This window comes from Pseudomonas frederiksbergensis (genome assembly GCF_900105495.1).
Classification (GTDB): Bacteria; Pseudomonadota; Gammaproteobacteria; order Pseudomonadales; family Pseudomonadaceae; genus Aquipseudomonas; species Aquipseudomonas frederiksbergensis.
In genome coordinates this window covers 2,102,871-2,127,104 of record NZ_FNTF01000002.1, presented here as the reverse complement: position 1 = coordinate 2,127,104, position 24,234 = coordinate 2,102,871, and the positions used below count along the sequence as shown (strand labels likewise).

Here is a 24,234-nt window from a genome sequence, read left to right as displayed (position 1 = left end):
CTCTATGACATGCATGCAAACCCGAACTTTGAAAAGATTGATCGCGCCCTCCCTGCTGACTCTGGCGATGTTCGCCGGAGCCACCCAGGCCGCCGCACCACTGCGCCCGCCACAGGGGTATTTCGCGCCGATTGAAAAAGTCAAAACCGGCGACAAGAGCGAAGGCTGTGACGCGATCCCGACGCCGTACACCGGTTCGCTGCAATTTCGCAGCAAATACGAAGGTTCCGACAAGGCCCGTTCGACCCTGAACGAGGCCTCGGAAAAAGCCTTCCGTGACACCACGGCCGACATCACCAAGATTGAACGCGGCACCAGCAAGCGCGTGATGCAGTACATGCGTGACGGTCGTCCGGAACAGCTGGAATGCACCCTGAATTGGCTGACCGCCTGGGCCAAGGCCGATGCGTTGATGTCCAAGGACTTCAACCACACCGGCAAGTCCATGCGCAAATGGGCGTTGGGCAGCATGGCATCGTCCTATATCCGCCTGAAGTTTTCCGACTCGCATCCGTTGGCGAACCACCAGCAAGAGTCGCAGTTGATTGAAGCCTGGTTCAGCAAAATGGCTGATCAGGTGGTCAGCGACTGGGACAACCTGCCACTGGAAAAAACCAACAACCACTCGTACTGGTCCGCCTGGTCGGTGATGGCAGCCTCCATCGCCACCAACCGCCGTGACCTGTTCGACTGGTCGGTGAAGGAATTCAAGGTCGGCGCCAATCAGATCGACGCCCAGGGTTTCCTGCCTAACGAGCTCAAGCGCGAGCAACGCGCCCTCGCCTACCACAACTACGCCCTGCCGCCGCTCGCGATGATCGCCAGTTTCGCTCAGGTCAACGGTGTGGACTTGCGTCAGGAAAACAACGGCGCATTGAAACGCCTCGGTGATCGAGTGCTCGCGGGTGTCGAAGACCCGGAAGAATTCGAGAAGAAGAACGGTAAGGAACAGGACATGACCGATCTGAAAGACGACTCGAAATTCGCCTGGCTCGAACCGTTCTGCACGCTCTACACCTGCTCGCCGGATGTGCTTGAGAAAAAGCACGAAATGCAGCCGTTCAAGACTTTCCGCCTGGGGGGTGACCTGACCAAGGTCTACGACCCGGCGTATGAGAAGGGCAAAAAAGGCAGTTGATTCATCGGTGATCGTTCCCACGCTCTGCGTGGGAATGCCGCCCGTGACGCTCCGCGTCACATGCCGAAGCGGACGCAGAGCGTCCAGTGAGGCATTCCCACGCAGAGCGTGGGAACGATCATATATCCCCCGGTTTTCGGTGGGGGGTTTGGGGGGGCTGCGGCCCTTGACTGTTGTTAAACATGGAGAGACCGGGATGGTATTTTCATCCAACGTGTTCCTGTTTTTGTTCTTGCCGATCTTTCTCGGCATGTATTACTTGAGCGGAATACGCTATCGCAACCTGCTGCTGCTGATCGCCAGCTACGTGTTCTATGCCTGGTGGCGTGTGGACTTCCTTGCGCTGTTCGCAGCCGTCACATTGTGGAACTACTGGATCGGCCTCAAAGTCGGTGCCGCAGGCGTTCGGACCAAACCGGCACAACGCTGGTTGCTCCTGGGCGTGGCCGTCGACCTGTGCATTCTGGGCTACTTCAAGTACGCCAACTTCGGCGTCGACAGCATCAACGCGATGATGACCTCCGTCGGTCTGTCGCCGTTCATCCTGACCCACGTGCTGTTGCCGATCGGGATCTCGTTCTACATCTTCGAGTCCATCAGCTACATCATCGACGTCTACCGTGGTGACACACCGGCGACCCGCAACCTGATCGACTTTGCCGCGTTCGTGGCGATCTTCCCGCACCTGATCGCCGGTCCGGTGTTGCGCTTCCGCGATCTCGCCGACCAGTTCAACAATCGCACCCACACCCTCGACAAGTTCTCCGAAGGTGCGACGCGATTCATGCAGGGCTTCATCAAGAAGGTCTTCATCGCCGACACCCTGGCGGTCGTGGCGGACCATTGCTTTGCCTTGCAGAACCCGACCACTGGCGATGCCTGGCTCGGCGCACTGGCCTACACCGCGCAGCTGTATTTCGACTTCTCCGGTTACAGCGACATGGCCATCGGCCTGGGCTTGATGATGGGTTTCCGCTTCATGGAAAACTTCAAACAGCCGTACATCAGCCAGTCGATCACCGAGTTCTGGCGTCGCTGGCACATCAGCCTGTCCACCTGGTTGCGTGACTACCTGTACATCACGCTGGGCGGTAACCGCAAAGGTACGCTGATGACCTATCGCAACCTGTTCCTGACCATGCTGCTCGGTGGTCTGTGGCACGGCGCGAACATCACGTACGTCATCTGGGGCGCCTGGCACGGCATGTGGCTGGCGATCGAAAAAGCCCTCGGCCTGAACACCTCGCCGCGCAGCATCAACCCGATCCGCTGGGCGCTGACCTTCCTGCTCGTGGTCATGGGCTGGGTGATCTTCCGCTCGGAAAACCTGCACGTCGCCGGTCGTATGTACGGCGCGATGTTCAGCTTCGGCGAATGGTCCCTGTCGGAACTCAACGCGGCCAGCCTCACCGGCCTGCAAGTGGCGACCCTGGTGGTGGCTTACATGACCCTGGCGTTCTTCGGCATTCGTGACTTCTACAGCAACCTGCCGCCTGAGAAGACCAAGCCTGCTGCGAACGTCGAGGCCGATGGCCCGGCTGCCGCAACACCTGGAATGATCAAAGCCGTACCGGGCGACAACCCGGGCAGCATCCACCAGCCTGGCTACACCGTCGGCGTTGAAGCGACTGTGCAACCGGCCTACTGGACCGCGGACTGGTCTCGTTACGTGATGCGCACGCTGGTACTGGTGCTGTTCATCGCCTCGATTTTCAAACTCTCGGCGCAAAGCTTCTCGCCGTTCCTTTACTTCCAGTTCTGAGGGATCTGACTATGACCCGCTCATTACGCATCCTCTACATCGGCCTGTTCATGGTGACGCTGTTGGTCCTGGGCTTGTGGTCCACGCGCAGCTTCCTGGGCTTCAGCACCTCTGCGGAAACGACGGTGCTCAACGGCCGCTGGGCCAAAGCCGTGGAGACGCACTACGACGAAGAGTTCCCGATCAAGCGCCTGGGCACCAACCTTTGGGCCGCGCTGGATTTCAAACTGTTCAACGAAGGTCGTCCGGGCGTCGTGCTCGGTCGCGATCAGTGGTTGTACAGCGATGAGGAATTCAACCCGATCGTCAACGAAGAGCTGAACCTGCAAGGCAACTACGCGCTGGTTGAAGGCGTGCGCCAGGAACTGAAGGCCAAAGGCGTGAAACTGGTCATGGCGATCGTGCCGGCCAAGACTCGCCTGTACCCGGAACACCTGGGTGAAGTGAAGCCTTCGAGCATCCACGCCAACCTCTATGAAGACTTCCACGCTCGTGTGGCGGCCAACAAGATCCTCGCTCCCGACCTGTTCGGCCCGATGTTGAAAGCCAAGCTGGACGGTCAGCAAGTGTTCCTGCGCACCGACACTCACTGGACCCCGGAAGGCGCGCAAATCGCTGCCGAAGCCCTGGCGAAAACCATCGCCGAAAAAACCCCGTTGAACGGCGAGCCGCAACACTTTGTCACTGAGCCTGCGGAGAAGGTGACTCACAAGGGCGACCTGCGGTTGTTCCTGCCGCTGGACCCACTGTTCGAAAACCTGATGCCCAAGACTGAGCCGTTGCAGAAGCGCAACACCGTTGCGGCGCAAGACCAGCCAGCCGGTGATGACGCCCTGTTCGCCAACGCTGAAGTGCCGGTGGCCCTGATTGGCACCAGCTACAGCGCCAACCCCAACTGGAACTTCGTCGGAGCGCTGAAACAAGCGCTGAACAGCGACGTGGTCAATTACGCCGAAGACGGCCATGGCCCGATTCTGCCGATGCTCACCTATCTGAAAAGCGATGCTTTCAAGAACAGCCCGCCACAGGTGCTGATCTGGGAGTTTCCTGAACGTTATCTGCCTGTGAACAACGAAATCGGCGACGCCGACCCGAAGTGGGTCGCAGAGCTCAAAGAAGCCGGCGCGCGCCAACAAAACGTAGCAGCAAACACTAAATCCGAGACGCCCGACCGGGCGCAAAACTGAAAGAGAGGTACACCATGACTTTCACTACTACTCCTCGCCGTCTCGCCAAGACCTTCGCACTCGTTGCAGGCATGAGCGTTCTGTCGATGTCCGCCTTCGCAGGCGACGCCGCGCTCTACGGCCCGACCGCACCGAAAGGCTCGAGCTTCGTGCGTGTCTACAACGCCGGTAACGCTGAAGTCAGCGCCACCGTCGGCACCACCAACCTGGCCGAAGTCGCGCCGCTGTCCAGCACCGACTTCAGTTTCATGCCGGGCGGCGACTACAGCGCCAAGGTCGGTAGCCAGTCCCTGCCGGTGAAACTGGCGGGTGATCACTATTACACCCTGGTCAACAACGCCAGCGGCGCACCGCAACTGATCGAAGAGCCGCCGTTCAAGAACAAGCAGAAATCCCTGGTCCGCGTGCAGAACCTCAGCGACAAGGCCCTGACCCTGAAAACCGCTGACGGCAAGACCGAAGTGGTTCCGTCCGTAGCGGCCAAAGGTCGTGGCGAGCGTGAGATCAACCCGGTCAAGGTCAGCCTGGCACTGTACGACGGCGCCACCAAAGTCGGCGACGTGAAACCGGTTGCCCTGGAACGAGGCGAAGCCGCAGTGCTGTACGTCACCGGCAGTGGCAGCAGCCTGTCGCCAGTATGGGTAAAACGCCCGGTTTCGACGCGCTAATACATTTGCCTGATTAACGCTGTTCCCTGTGGGAGCGAGCCTGCTCGCGATTGCGATCCGACATCCAGCATCGATGTCGACTGACACTCAGTCATCGCGAGCAGGCTCGCTCCTACAGTGGATCGAGGCGTCAATTGGGACACGGAACAAGAACAAGAGTGAAACGACAGAACGCAGTAGCTCTGACCCAATCGATTTAAAGGAGTAACAACATGATTCCGGTGATCTTGTCAGGTGGTAGTGGCTCACGTCTTTGGCCGCTTTCGCGCAAGCAATTCCCTAAGCAGTTTCTCGCCCTGACCGGCGAACACACACTGTTCCAGCAGACCCTGGAGCGCCTGGTGTTCGAAGGCATGGACACCCCCATCGTGGTCTGCAACAAGGAACACCGTTTCATCGTCAACGAGCAACTGAGTGCCCGTAACCTGGACACCCAGCGCATCCTGATGGAACCGTTTGGCCGCAACACCGCTCCGGCAGTTGCGCTGACCGCGATGATGCTGGTCAACGAAGGTCGCGACGAGTTGATGCTGGTGCTGCCGGCCGACCACGTGCTGGATGACCAGAAAGCCCTGCAACGCGCGCTGGCCCTGGCCACCGTCGCTGCCGAAAACGGCGAAATGGTGCTGTTCGGCGTCCCGGCCACCAAACCGGAAACCGGCTATGGCTACATCAAGTCGACCAATGATTCGCTGCTGCCAGAAGGCGTCAGCCGCGTTTCGCACTTCGTCGAAAAACCGGACGTGAAGCGCGCCACCGAGTTCGTCGAATCCGGCGGTTACTTCTGGAACAGCGGCATGTTCCTGTTCCGCGCCAGTCGTTTCCTCGAAGAGCTGAAAAAGCACGATCCGGACATCTACGACACCTGCGTGCTGACCCTGGAACGCAGCGTACAAGATGCCGACACCGTCGACCTCGACGCCGCCACCTTCGCTTGCTGCCCGGACAATTCCATCGACTACTCTGTGATGGAAAAAACCCAGCGCGCCTGCGTTGTACCGCTGACCGCGGGCTGGAGCGATGTCGGCTGCTGGTCGTCGCTGTGGGAAGTGAACAAAAAAGACGCCAACGGCAACGTCACCAAAGGCGATGTGATCATCCAGGACAGCAAAAACTGCATGATCCACGGCAACGGCAAACTGGTGTCGGTGATCGGCCTGGAAAACATCGTGGTCGTCGAAACCAAGGACGCCATGATGATCGCCCACAAGGACAAGGTCCAAGGCGTGAAACAGATGGTCAACACCCTCAACGAACTGGGCCGCAGCGAAACCCAGAACCATTGTGAAGTCTATCGTCCGTGGGGTTCCTACGACTCGGTGGACATGGGCGGTCGCTTCCAGGTCAAGCGCATCTCGGTCAAGCCGGGCGCGTGCCTGTCGCTGCAAATGCATCACCACCGCGCCGAACACTGGATCGTGGTCAGCGGCACAGCTGAAGTGACCTGCGACGAAAACGTGTTCCTGCTCACTGAAAACCAGTCGACCTACATCCCGATCGCCTCGGTCCACCGCTTGCGCAACCCGGGCAAGATCCCTCTGGAAATCATCGAAGTGCAATCCGGCAGCTACCTGGGCGAAGACGATATCGAGCGGTTTGAAGATATCTACGGTCGCTCCAACCCGATCGATCGCGGCGTGTCGGTGAAAACCATCGCGCAGTAAGCGTTCAGCAAAACAAGAAGCCCTCGTCCAGCCCGCTGCGTTTTCCCTATCCGCAGCGGGTTGGGTGGGGCTTTTAGCTTTTTTTGACCCATTTGGCCCCGAACTTGCTCGCGATCTTGGCGGAGCGTGGGTTTATCGCCTCGGTTATAACTCTTGTAACATTCATACTCTTCGACACGGACACTAATGACTGCACCGTCAAGTAAGTTCCTACTCCTCGCATAAGGGGTAATTCTCCCATCGAAGCATCGTTACTCATTTTCTCCCCCGGTCGCTCTTCAGCCCCCTGGGTGTCAGGGTGGACGATGGTTTGAACAACAGTTACTTCTGTCTTACCCTTTTCTGTAAAAGTGCTCAACTCGGTTAGCCCGTAAATTTTTCGCTGCTCAGGCAGCTTGCTCTTATCCGCCCTTTTCAGAACAGCAAAGAATCGTCGTTCAACGACAGTATCAGGATGCATATTGGGGGCGTTCAGAGTGTTTGACGCCACCACAAACGTGTCATTCGCACTTCGCAACATATAACCCGAAACACTTTCCCCGAGACTATTATTAGACTCTTCCCCTCCCACCTTTCTTTGCGGCGAAGCTTTCAAGCGGCGACTATAAATATCCTTATAGTCCCTCAAATTTTTCTTTACCTCATCGCCACCCACCAGATACTTGCTCTCCATTTCAACCTCTACAACTTTAAAGTCATTTGACTCTTTGTACTTGCCCGAGGCCTTATCAAAAATGCTGATTTTGCTCTTCAATTTCGCCACGTTCAGCAACAATCTCTGTTTCAACCCCACCTCCATTTCATAGTTTCCAGTTTTCGCTAACCCATTTGCATCCCGAAAAGTCATCGGGTTATTGATGACCATCAAATAAAAATTCAGACCATCCACATCCCCCGCAGGATCGGGATTCAACCAACGCTGCAACCACGGTACGTAGTACCGAAACCCATAGTAATAAAGCCCCGCCGCATCCCGCTCCTTACCCGAATAGCGAACGGTTTTGTAATCCCCATCGGTGTCGTTCGGGCCGGCAGACCAGGCTGTTGTACCAAACGGATGATACGTTTCCCGGCTGATGATGCGCGCATCGTCGGCGAGCTCCAGCGTGCAGGAATTCAGATGATCCACCAGGCTGTAACGGTACTGATCGTTGGTCACGCCGGACGGCGGATCGGTTTCCCAATGCAATACCCGAACACTGTTGAGCCCGGCCTGCGCGGTGATGACCTGCAGTGCCTCCCTGGTGCCACTGTCGGTGCGCAGTTCAAGTCCCGGCAAGTAACGCACTTCAGCCACCACGGTTCGGGCATTGGTGTTCAGTGAGCGGATTTTGCGCACGCGCTGGCCACCACCATCGTAGACATAGGACTCTTGATCATTGAGCCCCGACTCTCGCTCCACCGGGCTGATCGACTGCAACTGGTTCCGCAGGTCCCACCTCAGGAACCGTCCCTGATCCAGCTCCAGACAATTGCCCTTGGCATCGAACGCAGCAGCGATTTCCTCTTCGGTGGGCGGTACGCCGTTGCGCCAGGGCAAACAGCGGTTGCTGTACCGCGCCGCCTTCAATTCACGCCCCGGATTTTTCGCCCCGACGTGCGTCAGCTTCAGCAGGTTGCCGCTTTCGTCGTAACTGTAGGTCTGGCGGTAGTTGCTGACCGCCGCTGGATCGGCCTGCCCCACGGATTCCGGTCCCTGGTTGGGGCCGCCCGCCTCCCAGCCAGAAGCCTCGATCAATTGGTAAAGGCTGTCGTAGCTAAAGCGACTGATGGGCTCGATGCGCTGGTTGGCGAAGTAACGCACCGGCAGTGCCTTGTCCTCGATGCTCAGGACATTGCCTGTCCGGTCATAGTCATAGATCAAGTGCTGCAACCACCGGGCACTCGCGTCCTGTGCCCGACGCTCCCTCAACAGGCCATCTTCCGCGCTATAAAGAAGGGTTGTTTGTACATGGTTGCCGGCAGTTTCGTGCGTCACCTGCCCCTCGGCGTTGTACTGAATTTCTTTGACCAGCGTTTGCCAGGTAGTCAGCCCTTGAAGTTGCAGACGCGTCTCACGCAAGCGACCGTCAAGGGTCAGGCTGAAGACCTGGCGGTTGCCCTTGGCATCGACCTGTTCCAGCACATCCTTCAGCGGACCGAAGCTCCACGTCGAAACGGCACCGTCCCCCGGCTCAAGCAGCCGCTGGCGATCGGCTTCCAACTGTGGCCAGTCAGGTGCAACAGGGGCCAGGGTGAAATGACGGACTTGCTTCACGCATTTGCCGGTGATTGAAAACGCCTCGAACAGCACCGTCCCGGCGGGGTCGTCATGACGGATCAACTGTCCGCATTGATTCCAGACGTCATCATCGGGACCACTATAAGTCATGCGTTCAACCGCCTTTCGCGGCTCGGTCGTGCCTTGCTCGAACACCACTAATGGACGAAGCAAGTCATCGTATTCGACCTCACGTCCGGCACCTCGGCTGTCCCACCCCTGCAACACTTCATTGCCCAGACCTGGCAGGTTGAGCTGCCAACCGGCATCGACACTGTCAGTGAACAGCGCGTTACCCGCCAGCGAAAACACCGTCGTGAGGTTGGCGCGCCTCAACGGCTCTTCTTTTGGCAGCGCCCAAAGCCGTGGATCCCACTGTTCAACCGCACGGCCTGCGGCATCGTGAAAGGTGCGATTGATGCGTGCCTGCGTGGGATCACCTTCGACCTCGCGCCAATAATCAACCGAACGGATCGGCAGACCACGCGGGTCGACAACGGACAATCCGGGTGTTTGGTGGTCCATTCCCATCGTCGAGGCCTGCATGCCGGTCGCGTCCCTGTTTGCCAGCAGTCATCTAACCGTTCGTGGGCAGGTCAGGCTACTGTCAGAAATTACAGTGCCGACCAACGGCATTAATAGCATGCGTCCTCTGCGCCAACGAACGCGGCGTGTCGGTGAAAACCATCGCGCAGTGATTGATCTGTAACACAAGAAGCTCCCTCCCGACCCGCTGCGTTTTCCCTATCGCAGAGGGTCGAACGGGGGGCTTTTTACATCTGGATCATCATAAAAAAGGTTTCCATTGAGTACTCTTCGCCTCCCTGACGGCAACGATGTAGGCATTCGGAATCGGGGTAATGAAGGTCATTTCCACTGTCACAGGTGGAATAATCGCCACGAATTCGGCCCCATCAAGCGTGTCATCACTCATCAAAAGTCTGGTGTCTAATCGTCCTTTGGGAGTGAATTCGAAGGGCGCCCCGAGCCCCAGCGTCTGATCATTGATGTCTCGCTCTTTCAATCCCGGAATTTCCATCCGGTACTGGTAGGCTCTTGTGTCACCGAACCCCCCTGAAACTTCATCCATGCCGGTAGATACGTACCCAGGAAACGGGCTTCTAACGTGTTCCTGGGCCAGGGTGTTAATCCCATTGGACACTACTGCCCGCCTGAACTCATCCTTGATTTTGGGCCCTCTATTATCTCTAGGAAAAAAACCACCCGCTTTACGTATTGTTTTGGGGGAACGATTGTCCGCCCTCGTGGCTATGACGGAACCCGATGTAGCAAGCATCAATTGGTGTGAGCCCACAGTCATTGAACCGCCAGCATAGGAAGGAAGCGCTTCATTTGACTTATCCGCCGTTGGCAACGATATAGGAGGCGGTCTTCGAGGCGCGACCACCGAGGCTTTCGAGGGCTGAACCGTTTGCTCCGCGTTCGGCCAAGGTGCAATAGCGGCTGGCGCAAGTGAAGCCGGTCTTGCCGGGACCAACGGACGTACTGGTGCCGGTTGAGGAGACGTACTGAGTCCGCTAAACATTCCTCTGAGTCTTGAAACTGCATTGCCCTGACCGTCCTTTGGATCAGGTGCGAGCCCATCTACATCAACCAACCCTACCGGGTTGTTTCGGACCATTCGATAAAGATTGAGACCATCGATTGCCCCGGCAGGATCGGGATTCAACCAACGCTGCAACCACGGTAGGTAGTACCGAAATCCATAGTAATAAAGCCCCGTCGCATCCCGTTCCTTGCCCGAATAGCGAACGGTTTTGTAATCCCCATCGGTGTCGTTCGGGCCGGCAGACCAGGCGGTTGTACCAAACGGATGATACGTTTCCCGACTGATGACTCGTGCATCATCGGCGAGCTCCAGCGTGCAGGAATTCAGATGATCCACCAGGCTGTAACGGTACTGATCGTTGGTCACGCCGGACGGCGGATCGGTTTCCCAATGCAATACCCGAACACTGTTGAGCCCGGCCTGCGCGGTGATGACCTGCAGTGCCTCCCTGGTGCCACTGTCGGTACGCAGTTCAAGTCCCGGCAAGTAACGCACTTCAGCCACCACGGTTCGGGCGTTGGTGTTCAGTGAGCGGATTTTGCGCACGCGCTGGCCACCACCATCGTAGACATAGGACTCTTGATCATTGAGCCCCGAGTCGCGCTCCACTGGGCTGATCGACTGCAACTGGTTACGCAGGTCCCACCTCAGGAACCGTCCCTGATCCAGCTCCAGACAATTGCCCTTGGCATCGAACGCAGCAGCGATTTCCTCTTCGGTGGGCGGTACGCCGTTGCGCCAGGGCAAACAGCGGTTGCTGTACCGCGCCGCCTTCAATTCACGCCCCGGATTTTTCGCCCCGACGTGCGTCAGCTTCAGCAGGTTGCCGCTTTCGTCGTAACTGTAGGTCTGGCGGTAGTTGCTGACCGCCGCTGGATCGGCCTGCCCCACGGATTCCGGTCCCTGGTTGGGGCCGCCCGCCTCCCAGCCAGAAGCCTCGATCAATTGGTAAAGGCTGTCGTAGCTAAAGCGACTGATGGGCTCGATGCGCTGGTTGGCGAAGTAACGCACCGGCAGTGCCTTGTCCTCGATGCTCAGGACATTGCCTGTCCGGTCATAGTCATAGATCAAGTGCTGCAACCACCGGGCACTCGCGTCCTGTGCCCGACGCTCCCTCAACAGGCCATCTTCCGCGCTATAAAGAAGGGTTGTTTGTACATGGTTGCCGGCAGTTTCGTGCGTCACCTGCCCCTCGGCGTTGTACTGAATTTCTTTGACCAGCGTTTGCCAGGTAGTCAGCCCTTGAAGTTGCAGACGCGTCTCACGCAAGCGACCGTCAAGGGTCAGGCTGAAGACCTGGCGGTTGCCCTTGGCATCGACCTGTTCCAGCACATCCTTCAGCGGACCGAAGCTCCACGTCGAAGCGGCCCCCTCCCCCGGCTCAAGCAGCCGCTGACGATCGGCTTCCAACTGTGGCCAGTCAGGTGCAACAGGGGCCAGGGTGAAATGACGGACTTGCTTCACGCATTTGCCGGTGATTGAAAACGCCTCGAACAGCACCGTCCCTGCGGGGTCGTCATGACGGATCAACTGCCCGCATTGATTCCGGGCGCCATGATCGGGACCGCCATAAGTCATGCGCTCAACCGCCCTTCGCGGCTCGGTCGTGCCTTGCTCGAATACCACTAACGGACGAAGCAAGTCATCGTATTCGACCTCACGTCCGGCACCTCGGCTGTCCCACCCCTGCAACACTTCATTGCCCAGACCTGGCAGGTTGAGCTGCCAACCGGCATCGACGCTGTCAGTGAACAGCGCGTTACCCGCCAGCGAAAACACCGTGGTGAGGTTAGCGCGCCTCAATGGATCTTCTTCTGACAGCGCCCAAAGCCGAGGGTCCCACTGTTCAACCGCACGGCCTGCGGCATCGTGAAAGGTGCGATTGATGCGTGCCTGCGTGGGATCACCTTCGACCTCGCGCCAATAATCAACCGAACGGATCGGCAGACCACGCGGGTCGACAACGGACAATCCGGGTGTTTGGTGGTGCATTCCCATCGTCGAGGCCTGCATGCCGGTCGCGTCCCTGTTTGCCAGCCGTCATCTAACCGTTCGTGGGCAGGTCAGGCTACTGTCAGAAATTACAGTGCCGACCAACGGCAACGGACCTTGATCGGCGAATGTCCATTCCTTCAGCCCTTCGGTAGGATGGTGGTCATGAGTTCAAGGAGCGTTCAAACATGTTCATCGGCGTCCTGTTGGTTATCACCTGGCTGATTTTGTTGCTGCGCTACCCGACCAAGGCGTTGCCGGTCTCCGTGGCGGCGGCCATCGGATTGGGTGTGGTGGCCATGTGGGTGATCTGGATGGACAACCGCGAGGTCAAGCAACTGGCGCGCCTGGAGTTGCGCATCGCCTACGCACCCGAACGCTGCCCGGCGGACCGGCCGTTGCATCTGACAATGAACAACGGCAACGACGTGCCGCTGACCGAGTTACGCTGGCGCGTCGCCGCGTATGCGCCGGGCGATACGGTCAACCTGGCCGACAATCAATACGCCGCCCCGCGCTATCGCGGCCCCGGTGAACTGCAGGCTGGCGCCAATTGGGAAGACTGTTTACCGATGCCGCCGCTGCGCCCTGGCTATCGCCCGCAAACACTGGAGTTTCGCGCCGAGCGTTTGCAGGGTAGTTTCTCCGATTAATCCCCTTCTTCTTTTTTTGCACAAGGACCGCGCCATGCCCGTTGCGTTGATTACCGGTTGTTCCAGCGGCATTGGCCGCGCCCTCGCCGATGTTTTCAAAAATGCCGGATACGACGTCTGGGCCAGTGCCCGCAAGGCTGAAGACGTGGCGGCGCTGGCCGCTGCCGGTTTTACCGCCGTGCAACTGGACGTCAACGACGGCGCTGCACTCGAACACTTGAGCGAGCGCATCAACCAGCAACATGGCGGCCTCGACGTGCTGATCAACAATGCCGGTTACGGCGCCATGGGGCCGTTGCTCGACGGCGGTGTTCCGGCCATGCAGCGGCAATTCGAAACCAATGTGTTCGCCATCGTCGGCGTCACCCGCGCCCTGTTCCCGGTGCTGCGTCGCGCCAAGGGCCTGGTGGTGAACATCGGCAGCGTGTCCGGGGTTTTGGTCACGCCATTTGCCGGTGCCTACTGCGCCTCGAAAGCGGCAGTGCACGCCTTGACCGATGCCTTGCGCATGGAACTGGCGCCGTTTGGCGTGCGGGTCATGGAAGTTCAGCCGGGCGCCATCGCCTCGAGTTTTGCCACGAATGCCGGCCATGAGGCGGAGCAACTGATTACCGAACAATCACCGTGGTTTCCGCTGCGTGACGGCATTCGCGCACGGGCCAAGGCCTCCCAGGACAACCCGACCCCGGCCAGTGAATTTGCCGCCGGTTTGCTCAAGGCCGTGCAGCACAGCAAACCGCCGCGCCTGATTCGTCTGGGCAATGGCAGTCGGGCGTTACCGTTGCTGGCGGGGTTGTTGCCTAAAGGGCTGCTGGAGGCGGGGTTGATGAAGCGGTTCGGGTTGCGCGGGCAACTCTGAGACCGAGTCGACGCCATCGCGAGCAGGCTCGCTCCCACCGGGATCTTTGGTGTGAATACAATTTATGCCACGCAGCAGAACCCTGTGGGAGCGAGCCTGCTCGCGATGGCGTCAGAACCCACGCAGAAAATTTCAGGAAACATGTCCATGACCGACTACACCGAATACTTCGACGAAGTGATCCAAGCCCACGTCGCCATCGAGCAATGGCTGGCCGAGGAACAGGACGAGCCGGCGCTTGAACAATTGCTGATGCGTTTTTCGCCGCAGTTTTCCATGGTCTCGCCGTTGGGCCGGGTGCTGGATTTCGACGCGTTGAGCGAATTGTTCTTGATGGCGGGCGGCAAGAAGCTCGGGTTCAGAATTGAGCTCAGCGAGTTGCGTGGCATCGCGCTGTACGACGGTGGTGCAACGGTGAGTTATCGCGAGCAACAGGCGGATGCAACCGGTCTGCATTCTGACCGGCGGTCGACGGTGGTGTTTGAGAAACAGGCGGATGGCAAGGTGGTTTGGCGGCATTTGCATGAGACGTTTTGCAAGGGCTGAACTGCCGCTATCTGTCAGTGGGACCGAGTCGCCTTCATCGCGAGCAGGCTCAATCCCACAAGGGGTGGCGTCGTTCACAAAATCTGCATTCGAACTCGGTCAATGTGGGAGTGAGCCTGCTCGCGATGCAGGCGACTCGGTCTTACAGTCAGTTAACTACAACGGTGCAAGTAATCCCCGCCGCCAACAGCACCCCCTCCGGCACTTCATCTATGTGAATCCGCACCGGCACCCGTTGCGCCAGACGCACCCAGTTAAAGGTCGGGTTCACATCGGCAATCAGCTCGCGACTTTCCGGGTTATCACGGTCGTAGATACCGCGAGAAATGCTTTCCACATGCCCCTTCAACACTTCCCCGCTCATCAGTTGCATGTCGGCTTTATCGCCGACCCGCACGTGGGGCAATTTGGTTTCTTCGAAGAAGCCGTAGACCCAGAACGAGTTCATGTCGACCACGGCCATTTTCGCTTCGCCGATGCGCGCGTAGTCGCCGCGATGCACATTGAGGTTGGTCACATAACCGTCCACCGCTGCGCGGACCTCGGTGCGTTTGAGGTTGAGTTCGGCGGCTTCGAGCTGTGCCTGAGCATGCTGGTAATCGGCCAGGGCCGATTCGGCGATGTTGCTGGCGTCGTCGCGGTTTTCCCTGGAGATCACCAGGTTGTCCATGTCGGCGCGGCGGTGAGCGTTGACCTTGCGCATTTCCCAGGTCGACTTGCGCGAGGCCACCAGCGCCTGCGCCTGCTTGACCGCGATGCGGTAGTGCTCGGGGTCGATCCGCATCAGCAAATCGCCCTTCTTCACCTGTTGGTTGTCGCGTACCGGCACGTCCACCACTTCCCCGGTGACGTCGGCGGCGACGTTGATGATGTCGGCGCGCACCCGGCCGTCGCGGGTCCATGGCGTGTCCATGTAATGCACCCACAGGGTCCGGCCGATCCACATCGCAAGGGCCAGCACCAATAAAGTGGCGAGCAGGCTGAAAAGCTTTTTCATCAGGGCCTCAACGGTAAACAGTCAGCGCCAGGGCGCCGAACAGACAGGTAAACAGGCTCAGGCGCAGCAGCGCCGGGTGCCAGAAGAAGCGGTACAGATCAAACCCGGACAGGAACCGGTCGAATGCCCAGGCCAGCGCTGCCGCGATGAAAAACATCAGGGTCATGGTCGGCATGTACACGCCGTGGAAGGCAATTTCACGAGGCATGTTCAAGTCCTTTGGCATAAGCGGCGAGCGGTGATTGCGGGTCCAGCAACGAAGTGCGGATGAAGTGCAAATAGCTCTTCACCCGACGCAGGGCCGAGGTGTCGAAGTGCGGCGCGAAAGGTTCGTCGGTGGCTTGCACGCGGCTGATCGCATGATCGACGGCGATCAATCCACGCTCCAGATTGCTCTGGCTCGGTTGCAGAAACAGCCGCACCAGCGAGCGCCCCATCACCCGGATCGCCTGACGCCACGGCTGCGATTCGGCATAGGCCGGATGCACCGGCAGGATTGCCTGTTCCTTGCGCAACTCGATAATCGCGTGGCCGACTTCCTGCACCACGAACATCCAGCGCAGCAAGTCCCGTTGCACCTGCGGCTGCCCTGTGGCGAGACCGTAGGCCTGATGCAGCAGGTCGCGGGTGCGGCTTTCGAAACTCGACGCCAGCCCCTTGAGTTTGCCGCTGATGGCGTACACCACTTGCCCGCGTAAATCCTGCTCCAGCCGACGCCACAACCAGCGGCTGTTGGGCGGCAGAATGATCGCCCCGGCCGCCGCGCACACCAGCATACCGAGCACCATGGCGATGTAGTCGTTGATAAAGGCGTAAGGGTTGTAAACAGTGAGGTTGTCCGGCACCGAACCGGTGCTGAAGAAGATCAGCAAACCGAGACCGACACCGGCGTATTGCGGCCGCGAAGTGAGAAACGAACCGAGCACGATCACCGGCGCGAGCATCACGCAGAGCAATGGAAAACCGTCGATCCACGGGAAGATGAAAAACATCTCGACGAAACCGATCAATGCCCCAAGGAACGTCCCGCAAGCCATCTGAAAGGCCATGCGTTTTGGGTTCGGCGTCGCCGCCGAAAGGCCCACGGTCGCGGCGGCGATCAGGGTCATCGTCGCCCCGCTCGGCCACGCGGTGGCGACCCAATAGCTGCCCAGAACCACCAGAATGAATGCCGCGCGAATCCCCGAGGCGGCCGACGCCATCCAGTTGGTTTGCGGAGTGAACGGCTCATCCCATTGCTCGCGCGCGTGGCTGTGATCGGCCAGCGACGCGTGGGTCTGTGCATAACTGTGCAAATCGTCGACGAAGCGATAGAGCAGTTCATACGCGGTATGAAAATCCAGCTGCTCGGCGTCGCTCGGGGCGCTCTCCTGAAAAACCGCTCGCAAGCTGCGAACCCGCGCCGGCAGACCTTCTTTATAGGCGGTCAGCGCGATGACCAGACGGCTCGCATCGGCGTCGGTCAGGGCACGGCCGCTGAAGCCATCGAGCAGTTCGGCGAGGTCCTGCAAACCCGGCTTGATCGCCGTCACCACGTGATCCGCCTCACTGCTGCGCAGGCGTTCGAGCAACTGGTGCAAGGCATTGAAGCGCGTGGTGACACCCATGAACTCGCTGTTCAAGCGGCTGAGCCGACCGTTGCGCCGACGCATGTGCGGGTCTTCGAACACGGTGACGCTGCGCAACCCTTCCAGCCCCACGGCCTCGGCGATGAAGCGCACGTTGCTCGCCTCGAAAGCTTCCCGTTTACTGCGACCGCGCAAGCCATCCGTGACGAATAGCGCGAACACCCCGAAGCGCTGATACAAGGCGTTGCGCATGGCGGCACTGGCGGATTGCGGCAGGATCGCGGCGCTGACCAGCGTGGAGCAGATAATTCCCAGGGAGATTTCCAGCACCCGCCAGACGGCGGCCATGAACGCGCCGTCCGGGTGCGCCAATGCGGGCAAACCGACCATCGCGGCGGTGTACCCGGCGAGCACAAAACCATAGGCGCGGAAGTTGCGATAGCGCGCCGCGCCCGCCGAACAGATGCCGACCCAGATCGCCAGCGAACCGAGGAACAACTCGGTGTTCTGCGCAAACAAGGCAATCAGCGCGACCATCACCGCCGAGCCGGCCAATGTCCCAAGGAAACGATAGAAACTCTTGGCCAACACGTGACCGCTTTGCGGCTGCATGACGATGAACACGGTAATCATCGCCGTGCGCGGTTGCGGCAACTCCAGGCGCATGGCCAGCCACAGCGTCAGAAACGCGGCGAACAGCACCTTGAAAATATAGACCCAGGTCACGCCATCACTGCGCGCCCAGTCGAAAAAACCCCGGCGCCATTCAAGGGAATACAGCCAGCGCAAAGGTGCGGGCAAGGGAGTCATGGAATCCTGCTCATTGAAATTAAGACCGGGCGCGGCACCAGTGGGAGCGACGGTGCGACGATTCGACCTGCTCGCGATTGCGGTGTGTCAGGCGACATCATCATTGACTGACACACCGCAATCGCGAGCAGGCTCACTCCCACAGGTTTTGTGTTCAATTCGAGAGGCTCTTAAGCAGGGCCGGGGTTTTCGGCGCCTGGGTCTGGCTGTCTTTCGGCACGTCGTCACCCGCACCCAATCCGCCGCCGAGTGCCGTCACCAGCTCAGCATGAGCACCGAGGCGCGCCGCCTGCACCTGCTGCTGAACCTGCTGCTGTTTGAACAACAACGTCTGGGCGTTGAGCACGTTGAGGTAGTCGGTGAGCCCGCGCTGGTAGGCGATCATCGCGATGTCGTAAGTCTTCTGGGCCGTGGCCACCGACTCGGCGGCGAAGGTTTGCTGCTTGTCCATGGATTCGCGGCGGATCAACTGGTCGGAGATGTTTTTCAGCGCGTTGACCAGCGTCTGGTTGTACCGGGCCACGGCGATGTCGTAACCCGCCGAGGCTTCGCCCAGCTCCGAGCGCAAGCGGCCGCCGTCGAAGATCGGCAACGAGATCGCCGGGCCGACGCTGTAGTTGAGCTTCTTGCCGGTCAAAAACTCCAGCGCTCCACCGCCGGTGGCCATGTAGCCGAGGCTGCCGACCAGGTCGACGTTGGGGTAGAAACCAGCGTGCGCGACATCAATTCCCCGTGCCTGGGCCGCCACTTGCCAGCGACTGGCGACCACGTCCGGGCGTTGACCGAGCAACTGCGCGGGCAACGACGACGGCAGTTTCAGCGCGGCGCCTAACGACAACGTTGGCCGCTGCAATTGCGCGCCCTCCCCCGGACCTTTGCCGGCAAGGGCCGCGAGCTGGTTGCGACTCAGGGCGATTTCTTCGTCCAGTGCATCGATCTGGCGGTGGGTTTCCGGCAGCGGCGTTTCAGCCTGACTGACTTCGAAATGGGTGCCGATGCCACCGCTCAGGCGCTTCTGCGCGAGGTCGAGAATTTGCTGCTGCTGATTCAGGGTCGCCTTGACGATGTCCCGTTGCGCGTAATGCAACGACAGCTCGATGTAGGCGCGCACTATGTTGTTCTGCAATTCGAGCTGCGCCAGCCGTGCTTCGGCGGCCGTCATGTGAGCCATATCGACGGCGCGCTCGGTGGCGTTGCTTTCGCGCCCCCAAAGATCGAGGGCGTAGCTGAAGCCCAGCGCGGCGTTGTTGTCCCAGGTGGTGGTGTTGGCCAACTCGCCCGGCCCGTAGAACTGATCGGTGGGCCAGTTGTGGCGTTTGAGCGTGGATTGGCCATTGATCTGTAGCGACTCGGCGGACTCGGCGATCCCGGCCATGGATTTGGCCTGGCGCACTCGCGCCGCCGCCATGGCCATGGTCGGGCTGCCTTGCAGCGCAAGGTCGATCCAGCGGTTCAATTGCGGGTCGCCATAGGCCTGCCACCATTGCGCGGTGGGCCAGTGAGCGTCCTGTTCGGCGTTCTGGATGGCTTCGTCGGTGGCCAATGAATTGGCCTCCAGCGCCTTACCCTGCGGGGCAATACCTCCGGTACCGATGCAGCCGCTGATTGTCAGGGTTAAAGCCAAAACACTGAGCGTCTGAAGCGCTCTGTTGATGCGACGCGGCACTGCTGCGATTTCCTGAGGTGGGGAGTTGTTCCTGAGGTGGGCAATTCTAGGGGGCGGCCTTGTTGGCGATAAGCTGGGAATCCTGTGAATCTTTGTTACCGTTAACGCGATAATCCGTTAGTCGGGGTCTCAGACCCTGAAACTTCGTGTCACAATTTGCCATCGCCTCCGAGAGCACCCCATGGACACCTTGCAAAACATGCGCGCCTTCAGTTACGTGGCCGAGGCTGGTAGCTTCACCGCCGCCGCCGTGCAACTCGACACCACCACGGCCAACGTTTCGCGCGCGGTCTCCAACCTGGAAGCCCACCTGCAAACCCGCCTGCTCAACCGCACCACCCGCCGAATCGCCCTGACCGAGGCCGGCAAGCGCTACTTATTGCGCTGCGAGCAGATCCTCGCCTACGTCGAAGAAGCCGAAGCCGAAGCCAGCGACGCCCACGCTCGCCCGGCCGGGCAGCTTAAGGTGCACACCATGACCGGCATCGGTCAGCACTTCGTGATCGACGCCATCGCCCGCTATCGCAAAACCCACCCGGACGTGACCTTCGACCTGACCATGGCCAACCGCGTGCCGGATCTGCTGGACGAGGGCTACGACGTGTCCATCGTCCTCGCCAGCGAACTGCCGGACTCGGGCTTCGTCTCCCAGCGCTTGGGCATCACCTACAGCATCGTTTGCGCCTCGCCCGCGTATGTAAAAGCCAACGGCTGCGCGCACAAGCCCAGCGATTTGCTGAACCACGCGTGCCTGCGTCTGGTGAGCCCGGTGATTCCGCTGGAGAAATGGACCTTCGACGGCCCCGAAGGCCAGGAAATGGTGACGATCAATAGCTCACCGTTTCTGGTGAACTCCGCCGACGCGATGAAGACAGCGATCATCAGCGGCATGGGGGTTGGAGTGTTGCCGGTGTATGCCGCGATTGAAGGGTTGCGCAACGGTACGCTGGTGCGGGTGATGCCGAACTACCGGTCGCAGGAATTGAATCTGTATGCGATCTACCCGTCGCGGCAGTATCTGGACGCGAAGATTAAAACGTGGGTCGAGTATTTGCGCGGCTCCTTGCCGGAGATATTGGCGGCACATCAGGCGGAATTGGTGGCGTATGAGTTGAGCGGGAGCATGGGCGGGGTTCGGGTGGCGAACTGATTTCCAGCCCAACCGATCGATCGTTCCCACGCTCTGCGTGGGAATGCATCCCGTGACGCTCCGCGTCACAGCGGCGTACACCCGGCAATCCGGGCACTCGCATAAAAGCTCGGAAGAATGTTAGCGTGCTTGGCATTCACCTTCGCCCGAGAGCCCTCCTCCCATGAAAAAGACCGTCCTCGCCTTCAGCCGCGTCACCCCCGAAATGGTCGAACGCCTGAAGCAAGACTTCGACGTTATCGTGCCAAACCCAAAAAATGGCGACATCAACGCCCAGTTCAACGAAGCCCTGCCCCACGCCCATGGCCTGATCGGCGTCGGTCGCAAACTCGGTCGCGCACAGTTGGAAAACGCCGCCAAACTGGAAGTCGTCTCCAGCGTCTCGGTCGGCTACGACAACTACGACGTCGCCTACTTCAACGAACGCGGGATCATGCTTACCAACACCCCCGACGTCCTCACCGAAAGCACCGCGGACCTGGCCTTCGCCCTGCTGATGAGCAGCGCCCGCCGCGTCGCCGAACTGGACGCCTGGACCAAGGCCGGCCAATGGCAAGCCACCGTAGGGGCGCCGTTATTCGGCTGCGATGTACACGGCAAGACCCTGGGCATCGTCGGCATGGGTAACATCGGGGCGGCCATCGCCCGTCGCGGGCGGCTGGGCTTCAACATGCCGATCCTCTACAGCGGCAACAGCCGCAAGACCGAACTGGAGCAAGAACTCGGCGCGCAGATGCGCAGCCTGGATCAACTGCTGGCCGAAGCTGATTTCGTCTGCCTGGTGGTGCCGCTCAGCGAAAAAACCAGACACCTGATCAGCCATCGTGAACTGGCATTGATGAAACCCGGCGCGATTCTGGTGAACATTGCCCGCGGCCCGGTGGTGGACGAACCCGCCCTGATCGAAGCCCTGCAAAACAACCGGATTCGTGGCGCCGGGCTGGACGTTTACGAGAAAGAACCGCTGGCTGAGTCCCCTCTGTTCCAACTGAAAAACGCGGTGACATTGCCGCACATCGGCTCGGCCACTCATGAAACCCGCGAAGCCATGGCCAACCGTGCCTTGGCTAACTTGCGCAGCGCTTTGCTGGGTGAGCGACCACAAGATCTGGTGAACCCGCAAGTGTGGAAAGGTTGATCAATACGGGCAGATGTTTTTAAACGTCTGCCCACTGGTTTACACAACTTGCAATTCAGTCAATCCACGTAAAACAGTTAAGCACTATAAACTCCCCGCTACTTATCCGACTCAACGGAAAACAGTGACGGAGAACACAAGCTTGAACAACCTTACAACCGACAAGCTCATCAGATATATAAAAATCCTGCTAATTATCTATATAAGCTTTTTTGGCCTGCTAGTGATGTACAGCAACTTCACCGACTACGCATCAAACTATGAATACGTCGGCCACGTGCTAAGCATGGACACCACCCGGAGCAACCCCAGACTGAGTTACAGGGCAATCACCTCGCCCATGCTTCACCACCGAATTTACTGGTTAATCATTACCTTGGAAGTTACCTTCACAACCTATTGCCTGATAGGCGCCTTTCATCTTTATCGACAAATAAACGGGTCTGCGGAAGAATTTCACGAGGCAAAAAAGTTTTCACTCATTGGTTTAATGATTGGTATTTTTGTCTATTACGTTTGCCTGCAGGTTATCGGAGTCGAATGGTTCAACATGGACACCTCACAAGTTTGGAACGCCAAGGACTGGGCTCGGCATATAGTTGATTTCCTACTTCCATTGCTGATATTCGTCGCGCTCAAGACCGAGCGCTGAGCTGCCTCAACGCTCCACCCGAACCTTTACGCGAGTTTGCCGTTGCCCTGCACCATCGGCACCCTGGGCTTACGAAACACCAGCACATTGCCCAGCATCACCAGTACCAAACCCACCAAGGCGGGCGCGGTCCATTGATAGCCTTCGGCAAACGCCGACACGTTCAGCGCCACAACGGGGAACAGTACGGTGCAATAGGCGGCGCGCTCGGGCCCCATCCGCCCGACCAGTGTCAGATAGGCCGTGAAACCGATCACCGAACCCGGAATCACCAGGTACAGCAGCGAGCCGATGTAGCGCGCATTCCATTCCATGTCGAACGGAATGCCTTTGACCAGACACCACACCGACAGCATGGCCGCGCCATAGGCCATGCCCCAGGCGTTGGTGGTCAGCGGTTTGAGCCCGGCTTTCTGTTGCAGGCTCGACAGCATGTTGCCCGCCGAGAAGCACAGTGTCCCGAGCAACGCCAGGCCCAACCCGAGCAAGGTTTGCGGGCTCGCGGTGTGGCCCGCCACCTCAGGCCAGAACAACAGGCCAAGCCCAAGCAGCCCCAGCGCACCGCCCATCAGCACATTGCGCGCGACTTTCTGGCCGAAGAACACGCGCGCATTGAGTGCGTTCCACAACGTGGCGGTGGAAAACACCACCGCGACCAGACCACTGGGGATCCACTGGCTGGCCGTCAGGAAACACATGAAATTGATGCAGAACAGGCACAACCCCTGCGCCAGACAGATCAGGTGCCCGCGACGGTTCATCACTTGCAGGCGGCGACTGAGCAGTAGCATCACGAACAGCACCAACGCTGCGAGGCCGAAGCGATAAACGATCGACACCGGAATCGCCACCACGCCCAGTTGCCATTTCAAGGCAATCCAGGTGGTGCCCCAGATCAGCACGGTCAGCAGATACAACGAAAGGTTCATGGCAAAGACTCTCCTGAATAGGCCTTCAGTGTCCTGCGCCAAAGCCTTTCGCACTTGCATAAACTTGCGCTTTTGTCGGGCCACAGGCTGGCAGCCGAACGGCTACGGAGTAGGATGCAAGGCGTCAACGAGAAGCCATCATGCCTGCACTGGAAACCCTGCAAGTCTTTCAAGCCCTCAACCGCTCGCCCAATGCTCGCCTCGAGCACAGCGCCGAGCTCGGTGACGGCATGGCTGCAGCCTTGTGGAGCAACCATCACGACGCCCAGGATTACGAAGCGCCGAGTCATCACACCCTGTCCTGCTACATCGCCGGCGGCACCGGCACTTTTCGCCGCGACCAGCCCGGCACCAAGGGCGGCCCGGACAAGCTGTGCATCCTGCCGGCCGAGCATCAATCGGGTTGGGTGATCAACGGCGACATACGCCTGGCCCACGTGTATTTCAGCCCCGAACAATTCGCCCTCGGTTGCGTCACGCTGCTTGACCGCGAACCTCGCGAACTGCAGCTGCGCGAAGCGACCTTTCTGGACGACCCGGCACAAGCCCGGCGCTTTCGGCAAATGCTCACACTCAACTGGAACGAGCCCGGCGAACGCGTGCTCACCAGCAGCCTGGCCCATGAAATGCTCAGCCACGTCCTGCTCGGCCAGGTCGGGATGCGTGAGGGCTTGCGGCTGAAAGGCGGATTGGCTGCGCATCAGCGGCGGCAGTTGGTGGAGTTCATCGACAACCAATTGGCCGAGGCCATCAGCCTGGGGCAGTTGGCGGCGTTGTGTGCGTTATCCGAATACCACTTTGCGCGGATGTTTCGCGAGAGTTTTGGCTTGCCGCCGCATCAGTATGTGTTGTCGCGGCGACTGAGCCGGGCGCGGGAGTTGTTGCGTTCAACGTCGCAGCCATTGGGGGAAATTGCACTGGCGTGCGGGTTTGCCAGTGCGAGTCATTTCACCAATCGGTTTCGGCAGGCATTGGGGGGAACGCCTGGGGAGTATCGGCAGGCGTTTTTGCGGTAGGCCTGAAGT

The 24,234-nt window shown here is 59.3% G+C and carries 19 protein-coding genes; 12 read left to right on the top strand and 7 right to left on the bottom strand.

Features of this window, described 5'->3' with window-relative positions; all coding sequences use genetic code 11:
• Positions 1 to 4 precede the first annotated feature (4 nt).
• From BLW70_RS10065 to BLW70_RS10045, 5 genes are all read left to right on the top strand, one after another.
• Complete coding sequence (locus tag BLW70_RS10065; RefSeq protein ID WP_074873879.1) at positions 5 to 1,138, top strand: mannuronate-specific alginate lyase; 1,134 nt, start codon at positions 5 to 7, stop codon at positions 1,136 to 1,138.
• Between the two features lie 196 nt (positions 1,139 to 1,334).
• Positions 1,335 to 2,900, top strand: a complete 1,566-nt coding sequence (locus BLW70_RS10060; protein ID WP_074873878.1) for an MBOAT family O-acyltransferase — start codon at positions 1,335 to 1,337, stop codon at positions 2,898 to 2,900.
• A gap of 11 nt (positions 2,901 to 2,911) precedes the next feature.
• Positions 2,912 to 4,087: an alginate O-acetyltransferase gene (locus BLW70_RS10055; RefSeq protein WP_074873877.1), complete on the top strand. Its 1,176-nt coding sequence runs from the start codon at positions 2,912 to 2,914 to the stop codon at positions 4,085 to 4,087.
• 14 nt (positions 4,088 to 4,101) lie between these two features.
• Positions 4,102 to 4,755, top strand: coding sequence for an alginate O-acetyltransferase AlgF (locus BLW70_RS10050; RefSeq protein WP_074873876.1), 654 nt, complete (start codon positions 4,102 to 4,104; stop codon positions 4,753 to 4,755).
• A 212-nt stretch (positions 4,756 to 4,967) separates the two neighbouring features.
• Positions 4,968 to 6,419: a mannose-1-phosphate guanylyltransferase/mannose-6-phosphate isomerase gene (locus BLW70_RS10045; protein ID WP_074873875.1), complete on the top strand. Its 1,452-nt coding sequence runs from the start codon at positions 4,968 to 4,970 to the stop codon at positions 6,417 to 6,419.
• Positions 6,420 to 6,492: 73 nt separating this feature from the next.
• On the opposite strand, the gene BLW70_RS10040 is transcribed toward BLW70_RS10045, so the two are convergent.
• Together BLW70_RS10040 and BLW70_RS10035 are read right to left on the bottom strand one after the other, a co-directional pair.
• Complete coding sequence (locus BLW70_RS10040) at positions 6,493 to 9,225, bottom strand: RHS repeat domain-containing protein (protein WP_235864994.1); 2,733 nt, start codon at positions 9,223 to 9,225, stop codon at positions 6,493 to 6,495.
• Positions 9,226 to 9,466: 241 nt separating this feature from the next.
• Positions 9,467 to 12,247: an RHS repeat-associated core domain-containing protein gene (locus BLW70_RS10035; protein WP_235865032.1), complete on the bottom strand. Its 2,781-nt coding sequence runs from the start codon at positions 12,245 to 12,247 to the stop codon at positions 9,467 to 9,469.
• Between the two features lie 182 nt (positions 12,248 to 12,429).
• On the opposite strand from BLW70_RS10035, the gene BLW70_RS10030 reads away from it, so the two are divergent.
• The 3 genes from BLW70_RS10030 (at position 12,430) to BLW70_RS10020 (ending at position 14,299) form a co-directional block, all read left to right on the top strand.
• Positions 12,430 to 12,894, top strand: coding sequence for a multidrug transporter (locus BLW70_RS10030; protein ID WP_074873874.1), 465 nt, complete (start codon positions 12,430 to 12,432; stop codon positions 12,892 to 12,894).
• 34 nt (positions 12,895 to 12,928) lie between these two features.
• Positions 12,929 to 13,753 (top strand): SDR family oxidoreductase, encoded by an 825-nt coding sequence (locus BLW70_RS10025; RefSeq protein ID WP_074873873.1) that lies wholly within the window; start codon positions 12,929 to 12,931, stop codon positions 13,751 to 13,753.
• Positions 13,754 to 13,900: 147 nt separating this feature from the next.
• On the top strand, positions 13,901 to 14,299 hold the full coding sequence (locus BLW70_RS10020; protein WP_074873872.1) for a DUF4440 domain-containing protein: 399 nt from the start codon (positions 13,901 to 13,903) through the stop codon (positions 14,297 to 14,299).
• A gap of 148 nt (positions 14,300 to 14,447) precedes the next feature.
• On the opposite strand, the gene BLW70_RS10015 is transcribed toward BLW70_RS10020, so the two are convergent.
• From BLW70_RS10015 to BLW70_RS10000, 4 genes are all read right to left on the bottom strand, one after another.
• Positions 14,448 to 15,296 (bottom strand): efflux RND transporter periplasmic adaptor subunit, encoded by an 849-nt coding sequence (locus BLW70_RS10015; RefSeq protein WP_074873871.1) that lies wholly within the window; start codon positions 15,294 to 15,296, stop codon positions 14,448 to 14,450.
• Positions 15,297 to 15,303: 7 nt separating this feature from the next.
• Entirely contained in the window at positions 15,304 to 15,504 is a 201-nt protein-coding gene (locus tag BLW70_RS10010) for a DUF1656 domain-containing protein (RefSeq protein ID WP_074873870.1), read from the bottom strand.
• Positions 15,494 to 17,674: an FUSC family protein gene (locus BLW70_RS10005; protein WP_074873869.1), complete on the bottom strand. Its 2,181-nt coding sequence runs from the start codon at positions 17,672 to 17,674 to the stop codon at positions 15,494 to 15,496. Before BLW70_RS10005 ends, BLW70_RS10010 begins: the two co-directional genes overlap by 11 nt.
• 154 nt (positions 17,675 to 17,828) lie before the next feature.
• Positions 17,829 to 19,340, bottom strand: a complete 1,512-nt coding sequence (locus BLW70_RS10000; RefSeq protein ID WP_074873868.1) for an efflux transporter outer membrane subunit — start codon at positions 19,338 to 19,340, stop codon at positions 17,829 to 17,831.
• Positions 19,341 to 19,521: 181 nt separating this feature from the next.
• Here BLW70_RS10000 and BLW70_RS09995 point away from each other — a divergent pair, with 181 nt between their 5' ends.
• From BLW70_RS09995 to BLW70_RS09985, 3 genes are all read left to right on the top strand, one after another.
• Entirely contained in the window at positions 19,522 to 20,490 is a 969-nt protein-coding gene (locus BLW70_RS09995; protein WP_074873867.1) for a LysR family transcriptional regulator, read from the top strand.
• Between the two features lie 163 nt (positions 20,491 to 20,653).
• Positions 20,654 to 21,628, top strand: coding sequence for a 2-hydroxyacid dehydrogenase (locus BLW70_RS09990; protein ID WP_074873866.1), 975 nt, complete (start codon positions 20,654 to 20,656; stop codon positions 21,626 to 21,628).
• A 142-nt stretch (positions 21,629 to 21,770) separates the two neighbouring features.
• Positions 21,771 to 22,280 (top strand): DUF2165 domain-containing protein, encoded by a 510-nt coding sequence (locus BLW70_RS09985; protein WP_074873865.1) that lies wholly within the window; start codon positions 21,771 to 21,773, stop codon positions 22,278 to 22,280.
• A 26-nt stretch (positions 22,281 to 22,306) separates the two neighbouring features.
• On the opposite strand, the gene BLW70_RS09980 is transcribed toward BLW70_RS09985, so the two are convergent.
• Positions 22,307 to 23,209, bottom strand: coding sequence for a DMT family transporter (locus tag BLW70_RS09980; protein ID WP_074873864.1), 903 nt, complete (start codon positions 23,207 to 23,209; stop codon positions 22,307 to 22,309).
• 140 nt (positions 23,210 to 23,349) lie between these two features.
• On the opposite strand from BLW70_RS09980, the gene BLW70_RS09975 reads away from it, so the two are divergent.
• Positions 23,350 to 24,225, top strand: coding sequence for an AraC family transcriptional regulator (locus BLW70_RS09975; protein ID WP_074873863.1), 876 nt, complete (start codon positions 23,350 to 23,352; stop codon positions 24,223 to 24,225).
• Positions 24,226 to 24,234: the final 9 nt, after the last annotated feature.

Bases quoted from the DNA above. Each gene is read 5' to 3' on its own strand.
- BLW70_RS10065 (WP_074873879.1), top strand. From the start codon at position 5: ATGACATGCATGCAAACCCGAACTTTGAAAAGATTGATCGCGCCCTCC.
- BLW70_RS10060 (WP_074873878.1), top strand. From the start codon at position 1,335: ATGGTATTTTCATCCAACGTGTTCCTGTTTTTGTTCTTGCCGATCTTT.
- BLW70_RS10055 (WP_074873877.1), top strand. From the start codon at position 2,912: ATGACCCGCTCATTACGCATCCTCTACATCGGCCTGTTCATGGTGACG.
- BLW70_RS10050 (WP_074873876.1), top strand. From the start codon at position 4,102: ATGACTTTCACTACTACTCCTCGCCGTCTCGCCAAGACCTTCGCACTC.
- BLW70_RS10045 (WP_074873875.1), top strand. From the start codon at position 4,968: ATGATTCCGGTGATCTTGTCAGGTGGTAGTGGCTCACGTCTTTGGCCG.
- BLW70_RS10040 (WP_235864994.1), bottom strand. From the start codon at position 9,225: ATGCAGGCCTCGACGATGGGAATGGACCACCAAACACCCGGATTGTCC.
- BLW70_RS10035 (WP_235865032.1), bottom strand. From the start codon at position 12,247: ATGGGAATGCACCACCAAACACCCGGATTGTCCGTTGTCGACCCGCGT.
- BLW70_RS10030 (WP_074873874.1), top strand. From the start codon at position 12,430: ATGTTCATCGGCGTCCTGTTGGTTATCACCTGGCTGATTTTGTTGCTG.
- BLW70_RS10025 (WP_074873873.1), top strand. From the start codon at position 12,929: ATGCCCGTTGCGTTGATTACCGGTTGTTCCAGCGGCATTGGCCGCGCC.
- BLW70_RS10020 (WP_074873872.1), top strand. From the start codon at position 13,901: ATGACCGACTACACCGAATACTTCGACGAAGTGATCCAAGCCCACGTC.
- BLW70_RS10015 (WP_074873871.1), bottom strand. From the start codon at position 15,296: ATGAAAAAGCTTTTCAGCCTGCTCGCCACTTTATTGGTGCTGGCCCTT.
- BLW70_RS10010 (WP_074873870.1), bottom strand. From the start codon at position 15,504: ATGCCTCGTGAAATTGCCTTCCACGGCGTGTACATGCCGACCATGACC.
- BLW70_RS10005 (WP_074873869.1), bottom strand. From the start codon at position 17,674: ATGACTCCCTTGCCCGCACCTTTGCGCTGGCTGTATTCCCTTGAATGG.
- BLW70_RS09995 (WP_074873867.1), top strand. From the start codon at position 19,522: ATGGACACCTTGCAAAACATGCGCGCCTTCAGTTACGTGGCCGAGGCT.
- BLW70_RS09990 (WP_074873866.1), top strand. From the start codon at position 20,654: ATGAAAAAGACCGTCCTCGCCTTCAGCCGCGTCACCCCCGAAATGGTC.
- BLW70_RS09980 (WP_074873864.1), bottom strand. From the start codon at position 23,209: ATGAACCTTTCGTTGTATCTGCTGACCGTGCTGATCTGGGGCACCACC.
- BLW70_RS09975 (WP_074873863.1), top strand. From the start codon at position 23,350: ATGCCTGCACTGGAAACCCTGCAAGTCTTTCAAGCCCTCAACCGCTCG.